Below are 17843 nucleotides of genomic sequence, written 5' to 3' on the forward strand. Positions count from 1 at the left end.
CATTATCAATATTACTGACGATAGTTACAGACGTAAACAATCAACTCAAAATTAATCACCCGGGAGACTATAAAACATGCACGACACTTCTTAACTAAACCGGCAATCTTGAGTGTCGCTCAATCGGAAATCATGCTTGACGTCTGATAATTAATCATAGTATAAGCTATAATGACATAAAAAATATGTTATGTGGGCAATTTTTTGCAGAAGGATGTTCTGTAGGAATTTTCCTAGTTGCTCACTTTGAGAAAGTGTGGACAAAATATTGTCATTCACGCTCATATAAGGACGTATATTTAGATGCAGGCCACTTATCACAGACACTTCTTTTAAATTCAACGGCGTTAGGTTTAAGAACTTGGATAAGTGCGTGGTTTCGTGATTCCGAAGTTTCTAAATTTTTAAATGTATCTGGGGGTGATGTTGCTCCAATATTTTATATCTCTATTGGTCATGGAGACAAGGCAGCAATATCTCCTAAACTAGAGGGAATATTGCGTAAGATAAACATTAAATAAACTTGACTAAAAATTTAATTAAAATATACGTTAATCTTGTATAAGTTAATAAATCATTAACTTGTTGAGTTAAGGAGATGTAGATATGAAGAAAGTCAATCGTGAGACTTTAGCAGTCAATCAATGCAAGATATTTCTAATATTCAATAAATAATTTCAAATACCAAGCTTGCCATCATGAAGAACTTTCTTGATGTGAGCGTATAATAATTCAACTTTTTCAGTATTATACACATGTTTATGATATATATAATAGATATCAATAGACATACTCTTCACTGATGGCAAGACTTCAACTAAACTTGAGTTTTTAAGTAAACTAAGTCCTGGCCATATACTAGCAATCCCGACTCCTTGTTCTGCTAATCTAAACTCTGCAATATTAGAGTTAATTGTTATAAAATAATCTCTTTTCTTTCGCTCAACTGTATCTCCTTGTAAGAGGATATCTACTTCTTGAAACATCACTTTTTCATCATCAGCAAATCCAATTAGACGATGATTGTCTAAATCTTTTGCCGTTTGAGGGTATCCATATTTTTCTAAATATTCTTTGCTTGCATACAGCTTAAAATCAAAAGTATATAAATGCTTCTGAATTAAGTCCTTCTCACCTTCAATTTTATTACGTATAGCGACGTCTATGTTGTTTTTATCCAGATCAAAATCAGTAGTGTAAGATAATACATTTAACTTGATGTGTGGATATTGTTCAACAAAGCCTGGTATAAATCTAACAAGCCAATCCGCAGAAATTCCAGTCGTAGTCCCTATTTTTAGGGTTTCTTTAATGGGTTCTTGTGTGCTTTTTAACGATTTTTCTAGTGTATCCGCTTCAGCTAAAATTTTTATTGTAGTTTCAAATAATTTTTCTCCTTCTTGAGTGAGAGAAATGCCACGAAAATGCCTATTAAATAATTTACATCCCAAGCTCTCTTCTAGAGCTTGCATCTGTCGAACTAGTGAAGGTTGACTTAGATCGATTTCTTTACTTGCTTTAGTATAGCTTCCATATTTAGCAACCCAATAAAACAATCTAAGTTTTGATAAGTCTAACATTAATACTCATTTACATAGGGAAAGTAAGAACCATACCTTGTAATTAGCAGAATAAACAAATTTTTGCGATATCAATTTAGCATAAAGATATTTGAAAATTGTAGTTCTCTTTTAAAAATATTCTTGTAATGCATATTTGTTTATGGTAGCTATGAATAGTTGCCTCAAATAATAGGGAATTCAAATAGAAGGTAACATAATGATTTTAGGGTAGGAAATCTGGGGAAGGGAAATATGGTTTATGAGTTTTACAACAATAAAAGGCTGCCAAATAGCTTAATTATTACTCAAAGCCCCAACTTGAAGACGGTTGGAAAGCACAGCTTATTATTATCTAGTATCAACGAAATTTTTATAAATAAAACAGTTTTACCAGTTTGTGATTTAGTTCTTCCCCCGAAGAAGCCTAGCAGCTTCAATGCTGCTAGGCTCCATTCTTCCAGGAAAAGAATTTTAAAAAGTCTATCTTCTCAAGTATATGGCGTCCCTCCCACGCCAGCAATAGAAGGTCGAGAGGAGTCAAGAGCTTCTCTCCCTTCTATTCATTATAATACTTATAAACAGGAAAATAATTCAATAGATGCGCAGACGATCAACAAATTTGGCATGAATTCTATGCCGAGTGACGAGAAGTATCTCACTTCTCGTAAAGCCTCCCTGTCAACTCAACAATCCAGTGGCCTTCGGGCTGCTGGATTTACTTTTAGAGAGGGACAGGAACTAACCACTTAGAGATTTAAAAAAGAAAAACCCGCTCCAAGATTTCGCGGTCTAAAGCGGGCTTTCAGCAACACATAACCATGAGGATACGTGTACATGTGTACTATAACATATATTTATAATAAATTTCTACCTCTCATTTTTTGTTCATTAGAGAAGAACAATAAACTCCAGATTTTCAATAAAATTGGCGCCCTTTCTTCAATGGAAGGAGTACGCCATGGATAATTCTTTAAATCTAAAAGATTTAAACTCTCCTTTCTTAAATTTTGTCGAGAGTCCTCTTCAATATCTCCATAAGGCTGTCCTCAAGCATCCTTTTTATGAACAATTAATCAACCAGGATTTAAAAGAAGGACAATTTACTTCCTTCCTTAACCAACAAGAGCATGTCTGGCGTTTTCTTTCTGAAGAGATGATCCTTCTATCAAAGCTAAATTATCCAAAATGCATTCATCGAATTCTTGTTCAAAATGCGCAGCTTTCTCTTATGACCGCGGGGAGCCTTAGCATCCAGTTAGATAAGTTTAAGGGAAACGCGTGTAACCTAACAACAGCCTGCAAAGAATATATTGGCTTCTTGAAGGCTTTAACTGACAAAAGATTATTTTTTTCAATCTTTGCGGCTATCCTGCCAAGATTTTGGTTGGCTACCCACTTGCACAAACGTTGCCTAAAACTTAATACTCATAATCATCCTTATAAGCAATTCATTAAGCATTGTATTACTATCAATGCAGAACAACAAACCATGAAAATTATTCAATCCTTGGATGACCTCATCCAAACAATCTCAAAAGCAGAGCAAGCAGAAATGCAACAAATCTTTATGGATGCAGCCTTGCATGAATGTGAATTGCTCAATGAAGCTTATAAAAGAAAAGATTAACAACTTGTTTACATTAAGCACTACACAATATAAGAAAAATACATCCATTTATTACTTTAGAAAAGATTTCAAATGTCGCATGTGTTTTTATACTTGGATGAATCAGGGTGCCTAGGCTTTGATAGCTCTGGTGCCTCAAAATTCTTTGTTGTTACGCTCCTTAAAGTAGAAGGAATCGAGACTCAAAAGAAAATCTCACGAGCAATCTTAAGAACATTTAAATCAAAAATATCTGCCAAAGAAAAAAAGAATCATTATGAACTCAAAGGCTCCAAAACAGACTTGAGTATAAAGCAATACTTTTACAGACATATGCCATCTTCTGGTTGGAGCATTTTTACCGTGATTCTTAACAAAGAACGTGTTTATTCTCACCTTAGGACTGGTGATAGCAAAAAAAGGCTTTATAATTACATTGCTAAATTTTTACTATCCCATGTTAATCTCAGAAATAATGTGACAAGGCTGGATCTTGTTATGGATAGATGTAAAAGTTCTAGAGAGATAAAAGACTTTAATACCTATATTGAAGCCCACCTGGATTTATCACCGAATGCGCTCCTGAATATTGAGCATGTTATCTCTCATGAAAATCCTGTTATACAAGCAGTTGACTTATTTTGCTGGGGCATTGCAAGAAAATACACTTCAGAAGAAACAAGCTGGTATGATTGTTTTAAGGAGAAGATTGAATTTGAATCAGTTTATCTGCCTGAGCAAGATGAAAAAAGGCGACCCCTTTAACACCCGTACCCTCTGGCTCATACCCAACCTATGGAAGGGAGCACCAAAGGAATGCTAAAGGACTTACTCGCCTATTATTACTATAGTACCTGTAAGTTAAATTGTCAAGGAGTTATTCCTTCCGCAGCATGTTTATACATGCCTAGCCCTCAATTAACAATGTGCACTTGGTAAGGTATTCTTGTTGGTCATTTTCTCGTTTTTACCTTTATAAATCTTATAGTCTTGTGCTTACCCATGGTTATGACTGAGATATACTAAAATAAGTGAATCCTTGCATGGTTATAATACTGCTGTTGCATGTACAATGTGAGGTCTACTTGCTGCTATAACTATGAATCAATTATAAAATGGCTTGGATCAACATACCATTATCTCTTTTTTATTTTATATTATGGGTTATGTATCTCTTTTGCTGTAAGCTTTTTAAGCTTGTCACCAAACAAGCTTGTTGCTTTTCTTAAAGGCTCATTTGCTATATGGGCATAGCGTTGGGTCGTTGATGCTTGGGTATGACCTAAGAGCTTACCAACAATGGATAAGCTCAAGCCATCTGAAACCAAATGAGAAGCATGAGTGTGACGTAAGTCATGTATGCGTACATTTTCAAGTTTAGCTTCTTTTATAACCTTTTTCCAAAATGTTTTGATTTCTTGTAAAGGCTGTCCCTCTATCTTACTTGGGAATAGATATGGAGAATTTTCCTTTCTGAATTGCTTGAGCTCGTTAATAATATCAATGGCATTCTCTGAAAGAGGGAGATGTTCTTTCTTTTTCTGCTTTGTTAAATGAGAAGGTTTCGTCCAAATGCCTTTTTCAAGGTCAAATTGATCCCAAGTTGCTTGAAGCAGTTCTCCTTTTCTTGCTCCTGTAAGAAGCAGCAATTTAAAAATGTGGGTTGTGAGATGGTGGTTATACTTCTCTAACACAGCCCACAGTCGTTGCAATTCTTCTTCATCCAGCCATCTATCCCTTTTCTCTTCCTGATATTTTTGTATTCCTCTAACAGGGTTATCACTGCACCAGCCCCACGCAACAGCAAGAGAAAACATCTTTGAGAGTAAAGCTAATACGCGATTTGCTTGATAAGGTGTATTCTTCAACTGTAAATGGATACTTTCTATATCTCGACGCGTGATATGAGCAACCTTCCTTCCCCCTAGTATGGGAATAATTATATTATTTAAGAGTTTTTGATCTTCTTGAAGGCTTTTAGGCCTTTTATTTTGAGCATGGCGTTCTAAATAATCTTTAGCAAGTGCCTTAATCGTTAATAAATTTTTGTCTGCATCTTTCTTTGCTCTTGGATCATGGCCATGGGCAATTTCACCCAAGTATTTTCGTGCAAGTATGCGAGCTTCTTCAGATGTAATTTTACCATGTACACCAAGTTTAAGCTGCTTCTGGATTCCTTCCGAAGTTCTATATATAATACAGTATGTTTTCCGCCCACTAGGTAGCACCACAATCCCAAATCCTTTAATTTCGCTATCCCAATACTTTATGGTTGATGAAGTGGAAGGCTTGATAGCTTCAATAAATCTTTTTGTAAGTTTAGGCATATTCTCTTATCCTATTAAGGTTTTCTTCCAGATTGATTACTTATTATAACTATATAAAATTGTCAGCAAATTGTCAGCAAGAAAGAGAGAAATAAGTCTATTGCTATAGATTGATACTGTACACATTAATCAATTAATTCATTGTTAAATATTGATTTATAGATAATTGTAGATTTAGATAGGGGATATATCCTGCTGACTCTTAATCAGCGGGTCATAGGTTCGAACCCTATAGCGCCCACCAAAGAATTTCTCAACTTTCTTAGTTTTCGTTAAAAAAACATATAATGTAATGCACTTTTTGCATGTCAGAATAAATTATAACCATACATAAGATTTATATTTCATTATATAGTTACGAAAATAATATAGTTAAAATAAAATAATCTTATAAGTCCCCAAGAACTAAAAATTCTTGGGGAGTTTTTATCTTTAAGAATTTTTAAGAGTGGTTAATTTTTTTTGAAGTCTCAATAAATGAGAAGAATCATGAGGAAAGTGCGCTTGAACAATCATTAAAGCTTTTTCTAAATACTCAATTGCCTTCTTTTTTGATTCGAAACCCTGCCCATCATTGGAAATTGATGGCTCCGAGAATTTCATAAGGTACAGCTCAGCTAGATTTTCTAACGCCATATAGCTTTCACTGTATTTGTGTTGTTGAAAAATATCTAAGGATTTCTGGATTAAGTCTTCTGCTTTTTGGGTTTTTCCTTCTAAAAGATAAACGCGCCCCAAACTTCTTAAAATTCGAGCCGTGTGGAGATGATTTTTTCCATAGTTTTTGGCTGAAATTTCAAGACTTTTCTCTAGTAATTCACGGGCCGTTTTATAATCCCCTATTTCGGCATAGACATTCCCCAAATACGCAAGAGAAGAAGCGATATACACATGATTTTCTGGAAAATGTTTCCGACAAATCACAAGACTTTGCTCAAGCAAAGATTGAGCCTTTTTATAGTCACCAAGGGCTCTATAGGCATCTCCTAAATATCCTAACACCCAAGAAACACCCACATAATCTTCAGAATGCTTTTTATAAATGGTAAGACTTTGTTCAAGCAGAATTCTGGCCTGTTCATAGTTCCCTAATATAAGATAAGTATTTCCTAAATGAGATAAGACCCAAGCATGTCCAATACTATCTCTCGAATGTTCTTGATAAATTTCAAGGCTTTTTTCAAGGAGATTTCGGGCTTTCGAATAATCCCCTAATCCTCTATAAATAATTCCTAAGTACCCTAATGCACGTCCATTCCCCATATAATGGCCCGGATATTGCGCATAAATTAAAAGACTTTCTTCAAGGAGTTTCTTGGCTTTCTCGCAATTTCCAAGAGTTCTATAAACATTTCCGAGATATATTAAAATGCGCGCAATCTTATGATGATTCTTATGATAGTCCTTTGTTAAATTTACAAGACTCTCTTCAAGAAGTTGTTTTGCTTTTACATAATCACTCAAATAATAATATATGCATCCAAGAGAACTTTTAAGATTATCCTTAATATCATCTCTGAGAAGTTCATCATGCCTTAAGTAAGCATCTGTCTGCGATAAAAGAAGTTTCATTTGAAAAAAGTCTTCTTTATCTATCATTTCCGCCATATAATTTTCAAATGTGTGCGTAACTTTATCTAATAAAGGATTGTTTTTCTCTAAGGCTAAAGTTTTTTGGAGGTAAGCCAAACTTATTTTTTGGGTGCTTCGGTGCATAGAAAATACAGGGATTGTATTCCTATAAAATTCATTCGCTATCAATGAATACTTATTTAAATGATAAAAGAGACTATCCACGAACGAACTGTTTCCGCACACATCTAAGAGGGCTTTAGGAATATTTTGAGAATCTAATAAACTAATCAATAATAATAGGGGTACAAATTCTTTTTGTGTATCAATAATTTTTTTTAAAGATAACGTAATAATACTATAGCGTGTTTTTGTATAATCTGACGCCTCTTTAAGAATATATTCTTGAGTTGCCGCAAACTCTTTATTGTAATTAATTAAGTGATCCAAATACCCATCTAAAGAAACATTCGTCGCTTTTAAATAATAGGCTGCTGTAGAAATATCCAAAGGAAAAGGCGGGATATTGTCTAAAAATTTCTTTGATTTAACTTCGGAATGATGCACATTTCCAATTCGCATAATCTTCGTAAAAAGAGTTAGCTTTTCTCGGATATCCAGTTCTTTAATTTGAATCACATGACTTACGTAGCTATTATTTTCAATATTATTATCTCGACTGGTGATAATGACCTTTCCATCTCCCCAACCAATTGGATCATAAGGAAAATATTTCTGAATATCTGTAAACTTCTCAACATTATCGTAGATTAATAACCATTCTGAAACTGATTTTAACTTGTCCTTCAAAAGAAGAATTATTTTTTCTTCTCTTTCTTGAGGATTTTTTATTTCTTGAAGATCCCTTAATATCTTTTTTTCTTCTTTTGTTTTACAAAGAGCATAGACAAGATTTTCAAATGAGTTAATTAGATTTTCCTTCGTATCAGCATTTATCTCCCATATAACATTTGTTTTTTGTAAGCGGGCATATTGACGCGCTATGGTTGTTTTACCGGCTCCTCCTATCCCTACCAAGGCAATAACTTGAATTCCTTGTTTCTTACTTAATTTTTCTTGAATTTGAGATAGAATTTGAGGCCGCGATAAAAGAATAGGCTCAGCTGGAATAGGAAGATCAGATCTTATGATATTTCCTGAAGAGGTCTTAATTTTTTCAAAGATGTCTGTAGTTTGATAAAAACCTAACAATAAAATTATGCATCCTAACAAAATCAAAGGAAAGCCTATAATCAAATAAGTTTTTGATTTTTTTATATTATTTACGTTTTTATCTATATCTTGTTTCAACTCAGACGAAGAAATCATTAGCGTATCTGATAAAGAATTAGCCTCTAAAGTAGGCTTTAATTCTTCACATTTTTTGATAAATTTCGAAATTATTTTCTCTAAATTAAGATGCGGCAACATTTTTTTCAAAAGTTCAAAAAATGAAAGATAATCATCTTCTTGAAAATTTAGTGTTATTATATTCTCGCTATTTCTCAATAAAATTTGAGAAGAAAAATTATCTTGTTCTTTGGGGGGGATAAGTAAAATTAAAGTAGGTAAAGATGCTGAAGCTTGCTGAAAATACGTGTTTATTTTTTCTTTTATAAGAGAAATTTCCTTTTCTCCTAGGATAGTAAGAGGAAAAAGAACATAATCTACTGAAATTTTGGGGTTTTTCTCTTTTTCACTTTCTTTTAAAATGTGAATGCCGGCGAGTTCGAGATAGTTTTCTAAAACTGGATTCCCAAAGTCATTTTCAATCGTTTCAATTTTACAATTTAACGTTTTTTTCTCTTTTAAAAGAAAAACTTCTCTTAAGCATTCTTTAAAAGCGGAGTTTATTCTTAACGTTAAATAATATTTTTTAAGGAGATAATTTTCTTTAGATTTCTCTATAAAATCGATAATAGCTTCCCGCGAATTGCATTCGAGTTTCACCATAATATTCCGCACATGATTTTCAACAGTACGCGGCGAGATCACAAGCAAAGAAGCTATTTTCTTCGTTGATTTCCCATGAAGCATAAAAGCTAAAACATCGATCTCTCTAAAAGTGAATTTTATGCCATTTATTTTTTCTAAAGCTTTGGGGTCAATCTTTTGAAATAAATTCATCTCCAAATTTTGCATAATTCGATCAGACCTTATTTTTAAAAGAATAATAGAGTATTAATCCTAAGTATGTTTTCATTGATGTTCAAGATCTAGGTGTTTTTTTTCTTCTCTATTACAATACAAAATAGCTTAATAAGTTGTAATCGAGGCTTTTTTCACTACTTACCCAAGTCACAAAGAACGAATAACCGTTGTCACTATTCCCCATATCGGAATTTCATTAGAATTATCGGTGGGAAGAAATTCTATGTGGGAGTAATCTGTGGAAAGAAAGATTTTATCCCCCTTTTTTTCATATTGTCGAATAGAAAGCTCACCATCAAGTTCCGCAATAACAATGGCCCCAGAAGCTGGATTAGAACTACGATCAACCACAAGCAAATCTCCTTTGGAAATTCCAGCACCTTTTAAAGCATCGCTGGCGGCTCTAAGGAAAAAGGTTGCTGTGGAATTTTTAATGAAATGCTCATTCAAGTCTATTTTATCTTTAGGGAGATGATTTGCGAGAGATAAATTCTCAAAATCCCCCTCTTTTTCATCGTCAGAAGAAAGAGACTTCCCTTCTTTTACGCTATGAGATGTCATGAATAACTCTTTAAAAAATTTATGTATATTTAAATTAGGAATAAATGCTTTTAGACTTTAATTCAAGTCGAGATACTTTCTTTCTTATTATCTATTCCTCCTTTCCTAATGTCGTTCATTTAAAATTAAGTAATTTTTAGTATCACTATTCTCATGAAACCTTTTCATCGAACTTTACCAGATACTCATCCGACAACGCGTCTTTGCACATTCTTGCTGGGGCATCCCCTCAAAAATTCCGTTCAACATCGTGAACGATTAGGTTTTTTCCTGGGCCTTCCTCTCTTGGCAGTGGATGCACTTTCTTCTATCGCCTACGCGACAGAAGAGATTTTGATAGCACTTTCTCTCGCAGGAAGTCATTTTTTAGCTCTTTCTATCCCGATTTCGGGCGCGATTGTTGTTGTGTTGGCGGCCCTCATTGCGTCTTATCGACAAACCGTTCAAGCGTATCCCGAAGGAGGAGGTGCTTACATTGTTGCCCGCCATAATTTGGTAATTCCCTCTGCTTTGGTTGCCGCGGCGTCTTTATTGATTGATTATGTTTTAACCGTGGCTGTTTCTATGACCGCCAGTATTCGAGCCATTTGCTCTGCTTTTCCCTATTTACTTAATTTTAAAGTGTCTCTGTGCCTTTTGGGTCTTTGGTTGCTAACTTGGCTTAATTTAAGAGGAATTCGGGAATCAGCCTATGCGGTTGCTTTGCCCATCGGGGCTTTTATTATTCTTATTATTTGTTTATGCATTGATGGTTTATTTCAGACAGGCCTCGCACTTCAAAAATACTCCTCTTCCTCTTTTGATGTCTTTTTAGATCTAGCAACCATCGCGGTTGTCTTACGAGCTTTTGCGGGAGGGTGTACCGCCATGACAGGCGTGGAAGCGATTGCAAATGCCGGCAGTATGCTCACCAAGCCAAGCTCAACTGTGGCACGTCAAATTCTATTGGCCCTCGGCCTTATTCTGGGTGGCACATTCCTATCTATTACCATTATTTCTCAAAACCTTGGTCTTAGTCCTCTCCATACAGAAAGCTTATTAAGCCAATTAATCCGCAATCTCTGGGGAGATGGTTTTCTTTATCAAACGATCCAACTTTTAACAGCCACCGTTTTATTTTTAGCCGCAAATACTGTCTTCGTAGGATTTCCTAAATTAAGTGCGATTCTTGCAAAAGATGGTTGGCTCCCGCGTCAATTTTCAGCGATTGGTGATCGTCTTGTTTTTTCTAAAGGAATTTTATGGCTAGCGATTTTAGCGAGTATTTTAATTTTACTCTTTAGAGGCAATACACATGCTTTAATTCCCCTTTATGCTATCGGTGTTTTTAGTGCTTTTACCTTAAGCCAATGGGGAATGGTTAAATATTGGCGTCAATCTCTTCAAGATACATCTCAACCTCTTTGGTCTTCCACAGGATGCAAGATGGCCTTAAATGCCTTTGGCGCTTGCTTGACAGGAATAGCGCTTGTTGTCACGTTCGAAGCCAAATTTTCTGAAGGCGCCTTCTTAATCCTTATCGTTGTGCCCCTCATCGTAAGCTTATGCTACAAGGTAAAAAAGCATTACACTGAAATTGAGAATCAGCTCAAAGTTGATATCTCTCTTGAAAAAAATATTAACAATACCTTTAATCACTCTAAAGCTTCAACGGCCATTGTTCCTGTCTCAAGGGTACATAAGGGAACACTGGAAGCTTTAAGATTTTCACGTCAGCTGACCACCGATGTTAAGGTCATTATTGTGGATATCCATCAAGAGGATGTAACCCCCACAAAACAACAATTGGAAGCTCTCGAATGGGGTCTTGACATCATTGTGCTTAATTCCCCGTATCGGTCGATTATTCAGCCTATCATTGAGTATGTTCACCTTTTAGATACACTCAATGGTGTGTCATCTATCCTTATTCTTCCCGAATTTATTCCCGCAAGGTGGTGGCATAACTTACTGCATAATCGCACAGCAGAGGCCATTGTACGAATTCTTTCTTGGAATGAACGTTTATGTAATCAAGCTCGTATTATTATTAATGTGCCCTATTATGTGGATGAGGATAAGAATTAAAATTTAAGGAGCTCATGGTCTTAAACAAACAAGAGCCCTTTGAAGATATTTTAGAAGAAGTAGGTCAAACGAAACGTAACTGTGTCAGATGAAGGGGTTATGGCTTTAGTGACAAATCCAGAGCGCCAATCATCATCACCACCATCTCCAAAATTTTCCTGAAATTTCATAAATTTCTGTTTTTTTTCTTTTTTATAAAAATGATGGGTGTAACTTATACTTAATGCAACATTCTTACAAATAACTTGCTCCACACCTATTCCCATCCCTAAACCAATACTTGTTTGAGATGTCTTAAAAGTGTCTTGTAACGTTTTATGTTTAATTTGATTTGTTGTGTGTGACCATTTAGTGATAGAAGGTCCCACAACAAGATACCCCATTGTCTCTGGGGTAACTTTATACCCAAGCTTAGTCAAGATATCAAAATAATGGGCCATTTTAAATTGCTGGGTAAAGTAGGTTGTATTTTTGAACGGAACCCTTGATTCCTTTTTAGCCCCAGAATAATGCCAGCTTGCAACAACTCCCATATAGTAATCGTTGCAACTTGTCTTCCCTATTTCCAAAGAAGGTGCCACTTGAAATTGTTTTTGATTTTGATCTCGCTTCCCAACATGCATAGACCCCAATTCGGAAAAATTATATTTTTCTATTGCTGCAAGGTTAAAATATTCTACACCAATCCCAATTCCCACACGCCAACTGTTCTGAGGTACAGTACAGGTAGGCCATTTGAAAGATTGAAGATTTTCCCACGTGGTTGCATGAGATAAAGATAAATTAAATAGAAGAGACAACCAAAAATATAATACTTTTCTCAACATTTGCGTCCCAATGTACCTTGATTTAGCACAAAAAAGCGAAACAGGTTCATTTTCTAAAAAGAAACTGAACCTGTTTTCTGTTAGCATCAATGCTTACAAAGCTCAACCTTTAATTCTACTTAGTAGATGAAATAGGCTTTATACTTCTTCTGTTCCCAGAAGTAGTCGCATTTGAAGTTGAAGCCGTACTTTTCTCTTGATCTCCAAAAACATGATGTTCGTAAGAGGCTAGTTTTTCTTGAATTTGCACTTTCTCTTGCTCTGCAAGTTTTACATCTTCTTCTAATACCGCGGCTCTTAAGTTTGCTTCTTGATAATCTTTCTTTATTTTCGCATATTTTTTCGCGCTCTCATCAAGATCTAGATCCAATGCCTTAATAACTTTTTCTTTACTTGCTAAGCTTGTTTTTAGCTTCTCAATAGCTGTAGCGTCTTGAGTTGCTGCTTGTTGTGCCGTTGCAAGTTCAGTTGTCAATTTTGCAACTGCCGCTTTTTCTTCAGCAATTTCTTGTTGAATTCTTAATTGTTCTTTTTCTGACATGTTTTGAGCATCTTCTAGGGCTTTTTTCTCTTCCATTAATTTTTGATTCTGCTCACGAAGTGCTGCTAATGTCTCATCCTGTGTGAGGCTTAATAGTCTTAATCTTTCTTTTAGCTCCTCCAACTCTTTTTCATGCTTCGCAGTTTGAGCTTGTTTTTTTGACTCAACCTCTTCTAGCAAGCGATTTTTTTCTGCCTGAGCCTGTAGCTCTTCTGCTTCTTCTCGTTTTTCTGATTCTAATCTAGAAACTGCTCTCATTCTTAGCTTTTCAAAAGAAGTAGGTGTAAACTCTTCCTTCGTTATCCTTGAGACAGCTTTTTTTGTCTTTGGTGTTCTATACGCATCTCTGGACTCGTCCAGGATATCGTCATTCGAAGCCACTGCGGCACTTGTCATCATTAGACTACACAGAATTGTATAAATAATAGTTTCTTTTTTCATCATATTTACTCCTTTTTTAAACCTTTTCGTTTGCATCTGTATTTATAATAAGTGGTGTTGCTTCATCCGTTTTTTTTGTAGTTCTTGAAAAAAGACGCGTGAACCATCTCCACAAAGAAAAACCTTCTTCAGTAGGGACAATCACTTGCTGTGCTATGGGAGGTATATTCCTATCAGCCACCTCTTGCTCAAGCTGAGCCACACGCACTTTAAGTGCTTTATTTTCTTCGTCTAATTTCTTATTGGAATCTTTTAATTTTTTATTTTTCACCGTTTTCAATTGGATATACTTTTGTCTGAACTTCATGCCTTTTTGCTTAAATTGAGCGAGCAAATTGAGCAGTTCTTGTTCTTGTCCAGCAAGTTTCAAAATACGTTCACGTAACAATTGCATACCTTGGTTAATACTAAAAAAACCTTCCTGCAAAGCAGGCCAATCCTTTACAGCTTTATGTAATACTATACTCGGTGGAAATTCTTCATTGTTTACTGTATATTTTTCTATTTCATAAGGAGTACCTTTTAAAGAAACGACGAGTTTAAAGTTTCCCGCTAACAAAGCCTTTTTAAAATCTACTCCGTCATAGTTATGCTCTTCAAACATACTTGGCAAATCCACAACAGACCAAAAACAAGTATCTATTTGATCTATCCGTTTGTCTCGCGCCTCATCATCTTTTTTTAAACTGATCATTTCGTGCCAAAAAGCTTGCCCGTCAAGATCTGGAACAACAATATCATCTAATGCCAAAGGTTTCGGAATCTCTATATCAAAAGGATCTGGATCTGGAATTACCATAGGAACCAAAAGAGTATGAATACCTTCAATTCCTTCTTGAGCCTCTTCCTCTAACGCACTCGCAACACACTTATCAACATTTATGCCAAATCCGGAAAAAATCATGCAAACACTAAGAATTCTTAGAAAAGAGCTATTTTGCGCAAAATTCTTCATTATAATTTTCCTTATGTACACAAATTGTCTTAAATTTTAACTTACCTGCTTATGTAAATATACTATCACTGACAGTTGTCAACTTTTTTTTCAAAAAATTATTTTCTTGAACATAGCAGCGATATTTATTCAATTTTTTATAAAAACTTTTGTCAAATAGAGACATAGAATTCAATTTGTTATTTAATAAATTGACATTTACTTTATTTATTTATGTTTATTTTTTAATGTATTCTTAAAACATCTCTTTAATTTTTAATAAATACTTATATTTGAAGAATTTTTTTAAATAAATTTGAAACATGCGCAACAATTTTATAAAAACTTTATGCCTGAGGGAAAAAATTTTCCCCTCTCCATTTTTTGCCCTAAGAATCTCCTGTCAATAAGCAAGATAAAAATCAAATTTTAACGTTATTTAAACCTTGGTTTTGCAACCATAACGTGGTAGGCACATAAGTGCTTCACAATTATTTCTAAAACGATGAGAAATGTTGATGACACCACTACACCCTTTAAAAGTTCACCGCAAACCTAGAACGATTCAAGACCATATTGCCCTTCGCATTGTACGATTTATGCGCTTCTTTGCCGATGCTTTTTTTAGAAAAAGGTATGGTCATCGCGCGGTTGTTTTAGAAACCGTTGCGGCCATTCCAGGCATGATTGCAGGCATGTTACGCCACCTCAGATCCTTAAGAAAAATCGAAGACGATCATGGATGGATCAAAGAACTATTAGATGAAGCTGAAAATGAAAGAATGCACCTCATGACATTCATTCATATTGCACAACCGAATACGCTTGAAAGATTCTTGATCATTGCTGCACAAGGGATTTTTTATACCCTCTATTTAATTCTCTATATTTGCTCAGCCAAAACGGCTCATCGTCTTGTGGGATACCTTGAAGAAGAAGCCGTCATCAGCTACACGCAATATTTAACGGAAGTTGAAGAAGGTAGAATCCCTAATTGTGAGATTCCCCAGCTCGCTCATGAATACTGGAACCTTCCAAAAACAGCCAAATTAAAGGAGTTAATTGTGGTAATCCGGAATGATGAGTGTAAACATCGGGATGTGAATCATCAGTTTTCAGATATGCTCGTCCCTCAAAAAGATTAACTCTTAATAAATTAGACTTTTGAGAAATAAAAGTTTATTGCACTTCTTTTATTTTATGGACGGTTCTTGTCGTACTCTGTTCTGGGATCAATTCAACCAACAAGACTTCTCCGCCCCAACTTTGGACTTCGCGCGCCCCCACAACCTTATCAACGGTATAATCAGCCCCTTTAATCAGAACATCAGGGCGCAAGGTGTGGATAAGATTGATCGGCGTATCCTCTTCAAAAATAACCACCATATCGACCATCTCTAAAGATGCTAGAACCGTTGCTCGCGCTTCTTCAGATTGGATAGGGCGTTGAGACCCCTTCAAGCGCTGAATTGACTTATTGCTATTCAATCCGACAATTAATTTATCACACTTGGATTTTGCTTCTCGCAAAAGCGCAATATGCCCCGGATGAAGCAAATCAAAGCATCCATTTGTAAATCCTATCTTCAGTCCCTGACGCTTCCACTGAATGACCATGTCATTGGCCTCTGAAAGGTTCACATCCTTACTTTTTATAGAAGAAATATTTTTCTTTTTAAGAATATGCTGAATTTCGTCTGAACCGACAGTTGCCGTACCCACCTTTGCCACCACTAACCCTGCCGCTACATTTGCAAGGTACGCAGCCTCTTCAAAAGAAGCACCACCTAACAAAAAAGCTGAAAACGCCGCAATAACCGTATCACCCGCCCCAGAAACATCAAAAACTTCGATAGCATGGGTTGGAATATGAAAGGACTCTTGATCTGCTCGGATTAAACTCATCCCTTGCTCGCTTCGCGTTACAAGCACCGCTCCAATATCGTATTTATGGATGAGGCTCAACGCAGCTTCAACAATTTGCTCATCCGTAGAAACGGGCATACGTGTGGCTTGCGCAAGCTCTTTCAGGTTGGGCGTGAGAACCGTTGCCCCCTGATAAATACTATAATCTGACCCTTTTGGATCCACAATAACAGGTTTTCCGGCTTGTTTTGCGAGCGAAAGCAACTCTTTTAAAAGAGCCGGATGCAACATCCCTTTTCCATAATCTGAGAAAATGACACCCCCAACTAAAGGAAGCTGGTCTTGAAAATATCGCCTCACTTGCACTTGAATGTCAGAAGAAAGGGGAAAAGTCGCTTCATTATCAGCTCGCAATATTTGTTGATTATGAGCTAGATAGCGAATTTTATGAGTGGTTGGGCGATAAGGATCTTGGATTAAATTCCCCTTTGTTCGAGGAAGTTCATCGATGAGTTTGGTTAATTCTTCGCCCTCATTATCCTTGCCAATCAACCCGCAAAAAGAAGTTTCAACGCCGAGCGCAGAGAGATTGCGCACCACGTTTCCTGCCCCTCCCACAGAAGTTGTTTTATGCGTCATATGAAATACAGGCACAGGGGCTTCAGGAGAAATACGCTCCACTCGACCATACATAAAACAATCAAGCATTATATCCCCCAGACATAACAAACGCGTCTGAGCTAACTGATCAAAATAAGAATCAAAATCTGCAGAAGAAATCATCATGAGCCTTGAGCGTCAGCAAAAAAATCTTCCAATGCTCCGCACAACATTTGCCCTAAAGTGATATGCATTTCCTGGATACGGCTTGTTGTAAACGAAGGAACACATAACATTAAATCGACCATTCCTGGCAATTCTCCACCTGTTCCGCCGGTAAAAGCAACTGTCTTAAGTCCCAAGGCTTGCGCCCTTTTAAAGGCTAAAATAACATTCGGGCTTTTGCCTGAAGTTGTAATTCCAATCACAAGATCATTCGGCTTAGCAAGAGCTTCTAATTGCCTTTCAAAAAGATGATCAAAACCAAAATCATTTCCAATGGCTGTTAACGCAGAACTATCCGTCGTTAAAGCGAGCGCCGCAAGAGCCGCACGATTTTTACGATACCGCACGGTAAGCTCTGTTGCCAAATGCTGAGAGTCAGCTGCACTGCCGCCATTTCCAAAAAAGATTATTTTTCCCCCTTTTTGCAAGGCCTCGATTGCCAACTCCACGAGAGTCACAAACTGGTTTTGTAGACTTCCTTGGGTTTCTTCAGCTACCTTCAAATGTTCTTTAAATTCATCCTGAAAAAAAGCATCCCAAGAAGTCGCGATTAAAGTCATAAA

General features: G+C 36.0%; 15 protein-coding genes. 6 read left to right on the plus strand and 9 right to left on the minus strand.

The window, feature by feature from the left end; all coding sequences use genetic code 11:
- Nucleotides 1-185: 185 nt before the first annotated feature.
- Nucleotides 186-521 (plus strand): nitroreductase family protein, encoded by a 336-nt coding sequence (locus J0H12_01060; protein MBN9412504.1) that lies wholly within the window; start codon nt 186-188, stop codon nt 519-521.
- Between the two features lie 156 nt (nt 522-677).
- Here J0H12_01060 and J0H12_01065 read toward each other — a convergent pair whose 3' ends face one another.
- On the minus strand, nt 678-1580 hold the full coding sequence (locus J0H12_01065) for a LysR family transcriptional regulator (protein ID MBN9412505.1): 903 nt from the start codon (nt 1578-1580) through the stop codon (nt 678-680).
- A 234-nt stretch (nt 1581-1814) separates the two neighbouring features.
- Here J0H12_01065 and J0H12_01070 point away from each other — a divergent pair, with 234 nt between their 5' ends.
- From J0H12_01070 to J0H12_01080, 3 genes are all read left to right on the plus strand, one after another.
- The gene (locus tag J0H12_01070) at nt 1815-2312 is read left to right on the plus strand and encodes a hypothetical protein (GenBank protein ID MBN9412506.1); all 498 of its coding nucleotides are present in this window, start codon (nt 1815-1817) and stop codon (nt 2310-2312) included.
- Between the two features lie 208 nt (nt 2313-2520).
- Complete coding sequence (locus J0H12_01075; protein ID MBN9412507.1) at nt 2521-3189, plus strand: hypothetical protein; 669 nt, start codon at nt 2521-2523, stop codon at nt 3187-3189.
- 72 nt (nt 3190-3261) lie between these two features.
- Entirely contained in the window at nt 3262-3933 is a 672-nt protein-coding gene (locus J0H12_01080) for a DUF3800 domain-containing protein (GenBank protein MBN9412508.1), read from the plus strand.
- A 392-nt stretch (nt 3934-4325) separates the two neighbouring features.
- Here the strand turns inward: J0H12_01080 and J0H12_01085 are convergent, their stop codons facing one another.
- From J0H12_01085 to J0H12_01095, 3 genes are all read right to left on the minus strand, one after another.
- Nucleotides 4326-5495 carry a site-specific integrase gene (locus tag J0H12_01085; protein MBN9412509.1) on the minus strand — a complete coding sequence of 390 codons (1170 nt, stop codon included), beginning with the start codon at nt 5493-5495 and terminating at the stop codon, nt 4326-4328.
- Between the two features lie 432 nt (nt 5496-5927).
- The gene (locus J0H12_01090; GenBank protein ID MBN9412510.1) at nt 5928-9194 is read right to left on the minus strand and encodes a tetratricopeptide repeat protein; all 3267 of its coding nucleotides are present in this window, start codon (nt 9192-9194) and stop codon (nt 5928-5930) included.
- A 171-nt stretch (nt 9195-9365) separates the two neighbouring features.
- Nucleotides 9366-9779 carry a hypothetical protein gene (locus J0H12_01095; protein ID MBN9412511.1) on the minus strand — a complete coding sequence of 138 codons (414 nt, stop codon included), beginning with the start codon at nt 9777-9779 and terminating at the stop codon, nt 9366-9368.
- A gap of 153 nt (nt 9780-9932) precedes the next feature.
- On the opposite strand from J0H12_01095, the gene J0H12_01100 reads away from it, so the two are divergent.
- Nucleotides 9933-11846, plus strand: coding sequence for an APC family permease (locus J0H12_01100; protein ID MBN9412512.1), 1914 nt, complete (start codon nt 9933-9935; stop codon nt 11844-11846).
- A 50-nt stretch (nt 11847-11896) separates the two neighbouring features.
- Here the strand turns inward: J0H12_01100 and J0H12_01105 are convergent, their stop codons facing one another.
- The 3 genes from J0H12_01105 to J0H12_01115 all read right to left on the minus strand — a co-directional run bounded on the left by J0H12_01105 (nt 11897) and on the right by J0H12_01115 (nt 14610).
- Nucleotides 11897-12673, minus strand: a complete 777-nt coding sequence (locus J0H12_01105; GenBank protein MBN9412513.1) for an outer membrane beta-barrel protein — start codon at nt 12671-12673, stop codon at nt 11897-11899.
- 115 nt (nt 12674-12788) lie between these two features.
- Entirely contained in the window at nt 12789-13655 is an 867-nt protein-coding gene (locus J0H12_01110) for a hypothetical protein (protein ID MBN9412514.1), read from the minus strand.
- Nucleotides 13656-13671: 16 nt separating this feature from the next.
- The gene (locus J0H12_01115) at nt 13672-14610 is read right to left on the minus strand and encodes a hypothetical protein (GenBank protein ID MBN9412515.1); all 939 of its coding nucleotides are present in this window, start codon (nt 14608-14610) and stop codon (nt 13672-13674) included.
- Nucleotides 14611-15107: 497 nt separating this feature from the next.
- On the opposite strand from J0H12_01115, the gene J0H12_01120 reads away from it, so the two are divergent.
- Nucleotides 15108-15734 carry an alternative oxidase gene (locus J0H12_01120; GenBank protein MBN9412516.1) on the plus strand — a complete coding sequence of 209 codons (627 nt, stop codon included), beginning with the start codon at nt 15108-15110 and terminating at the stop codon, nt 15732-15734.
- Nucleotides 15735-15768: 34 nt separating this feature from the next.
- Here J0H12_01120 and rfaE1 read toward each other — a convergent pair whose 3' ends face one another.
- Both rfaE1 and J0H12_01130 read right to left on the minus strand, forming a co-directional pair.
- The gene (gene rfaE1, locus J0H12_01125; GenBank protein ID MBN9412517.1) at nt 15769-17238 is read right to left on the minus strand and encodes a D-glycero-beta-D-manno-heptose-7-phosphate kinase; all 1470 of its coding nucleotides are present in this window, start codon (nt 17236-17238) and stop codon (nt 15769-15771) included.
- Nucleotides 17238-17840, minus strand: a complete 603-nt coding sequence (locus J0H12_01130; protein ID MBN9412518.1) for a D-sedoheptulose 7-phosphate isomerase — start codon at nt 17838-17840, stop codon at nt 17238-17240. The genes rfaE1 and J0H12_01130 overlap by 1 nt, the downstream gene beginning before the upstream one ends.
- Nucleotides 17841-17843: the final 3 nt, after the last annotated feature.

The sequence above is a fragment of the Candidatus Paracaedimonas acanthamoebae genome (genome assembly GCA_017307065.1).
GTDB lineage: Bacteria > Pseudomonadota > Alphaproteobacteria > Caedimonadales > Caedimonadaceae > Paracaedimonas > Paracaedimonas acanthamoebae_A.

What these genes read in the sequence shown, in the direction of transcription:
- J0H12_01060 (MBN9412504.1), top strand. Translation starts at nt 186, where the DNA reads ATGTTATGTGGGCAATTTTTTGCAGAAGGATGTTCTGTAGGAATTTTC.
- J0H12_01065 (MBN9412505.1), bottom strand. Translation starts at nt 1,580, where the DNA reads ATGTTAGACTTATCAAAACTTAGATTGTTTTATTGGGTTGCTAAATAT.
- J0H12_01070 (MBN9412506.1), top strand. Translation starts at nt 1,815, where the DNA reads ATGGTTTATGAGTTTTACAACAATAAAAGGCTGCCAAATAGCTTAATT.
- J0H12_01075 (MBN9412507.1), top strand. Translation starts at nt 2,521, where the DNA reads ATGGATAATTCTTTAAATCTAAAAGATTTAAACTCTCCTTTCTTAAAT.
- J0H12_01080 (MBN9412508.1), top strand. Translation starts at nt 3,262, where the DNA reads ATGTCGCATGTGTTTTTATACTTGGATGAATCAGGGTGCCTAGGCTTT.
- J0H12_01085 (MBN9412509.1), bottom strand. Translation starts at nt 5,495, where the DNA reads ATGCCTAAACTTACAAAAAGATTTATTGAAGCTATCAAGCCTTCCACT.
- J0H12_01090 (MBN9412510.1), bottom strand. Translation starts at nt 9,194, where the DNA reads ATGAATTTATTTCAAAAGATTGACCCCAAAGCTTTAGAAAAAATAAAT.
- J0H12_01095 (MBN9412511.1), bottom strand. Translation starts at nt 9,779, where the DNA reads ATGACATCTCATAGCGTAAAAGAAGGGAAGTCTCTTTCTTCTGACGAT.
- J0H12_01100 (MBN9412512.1), top strand. Translation starts at nt 9,933, where the DNA reads ATGAAACCTTTTCATCGAACTTTACCAGATACTCATCCGACAACGCGT.
- J0H12_01105 (MBN9412513.1), bottom strand. Translation starts at nt 12,673, where the DNA reads ATGTTGAGAAAAGTATTATATTTTTGGTTGTCTCTTCTATTTAATTTA.
- J0H12_01110 (MBN9412514.1), bottom strand. Translation starts at nt 13,655, where the DNA reads ATGAAAAAAGAAACTATTATTTATACAATTCTGTGTAGTCTAATGATG.
- J0H12_01115 (MBN9412515.1), bottom strand. Translation starts at nt 14,610, where the DNA reads ATGAAGAATTTTGCGCAAAATAGCTCTTTTCTAAGAATTCTTAGTGTT.
- J0H12_01120 (MBN9412516.1), top strand. Translation starts at nt 15,108, where the DNA reads ATGACACCACTACACCCTTTAAAAGTTCACCGCAAACCTAGAACGATT.
- rfaE1 (MBN9412517.1), bottom strand. Translation starts at nt 17,238, where the DNA reads ATGATTTCTTCTGCAGATTTTGATTCTTATTTTGATCAGTTAGCTCAG.
- J0H12_01130 (MBN9412518.1), bottom strand. Translation starts at nt 17,840, where the DNA reads ATGACTTTAATCGCGACTTCTTGGGATGCTTTTTTTCAGGATGAATTT.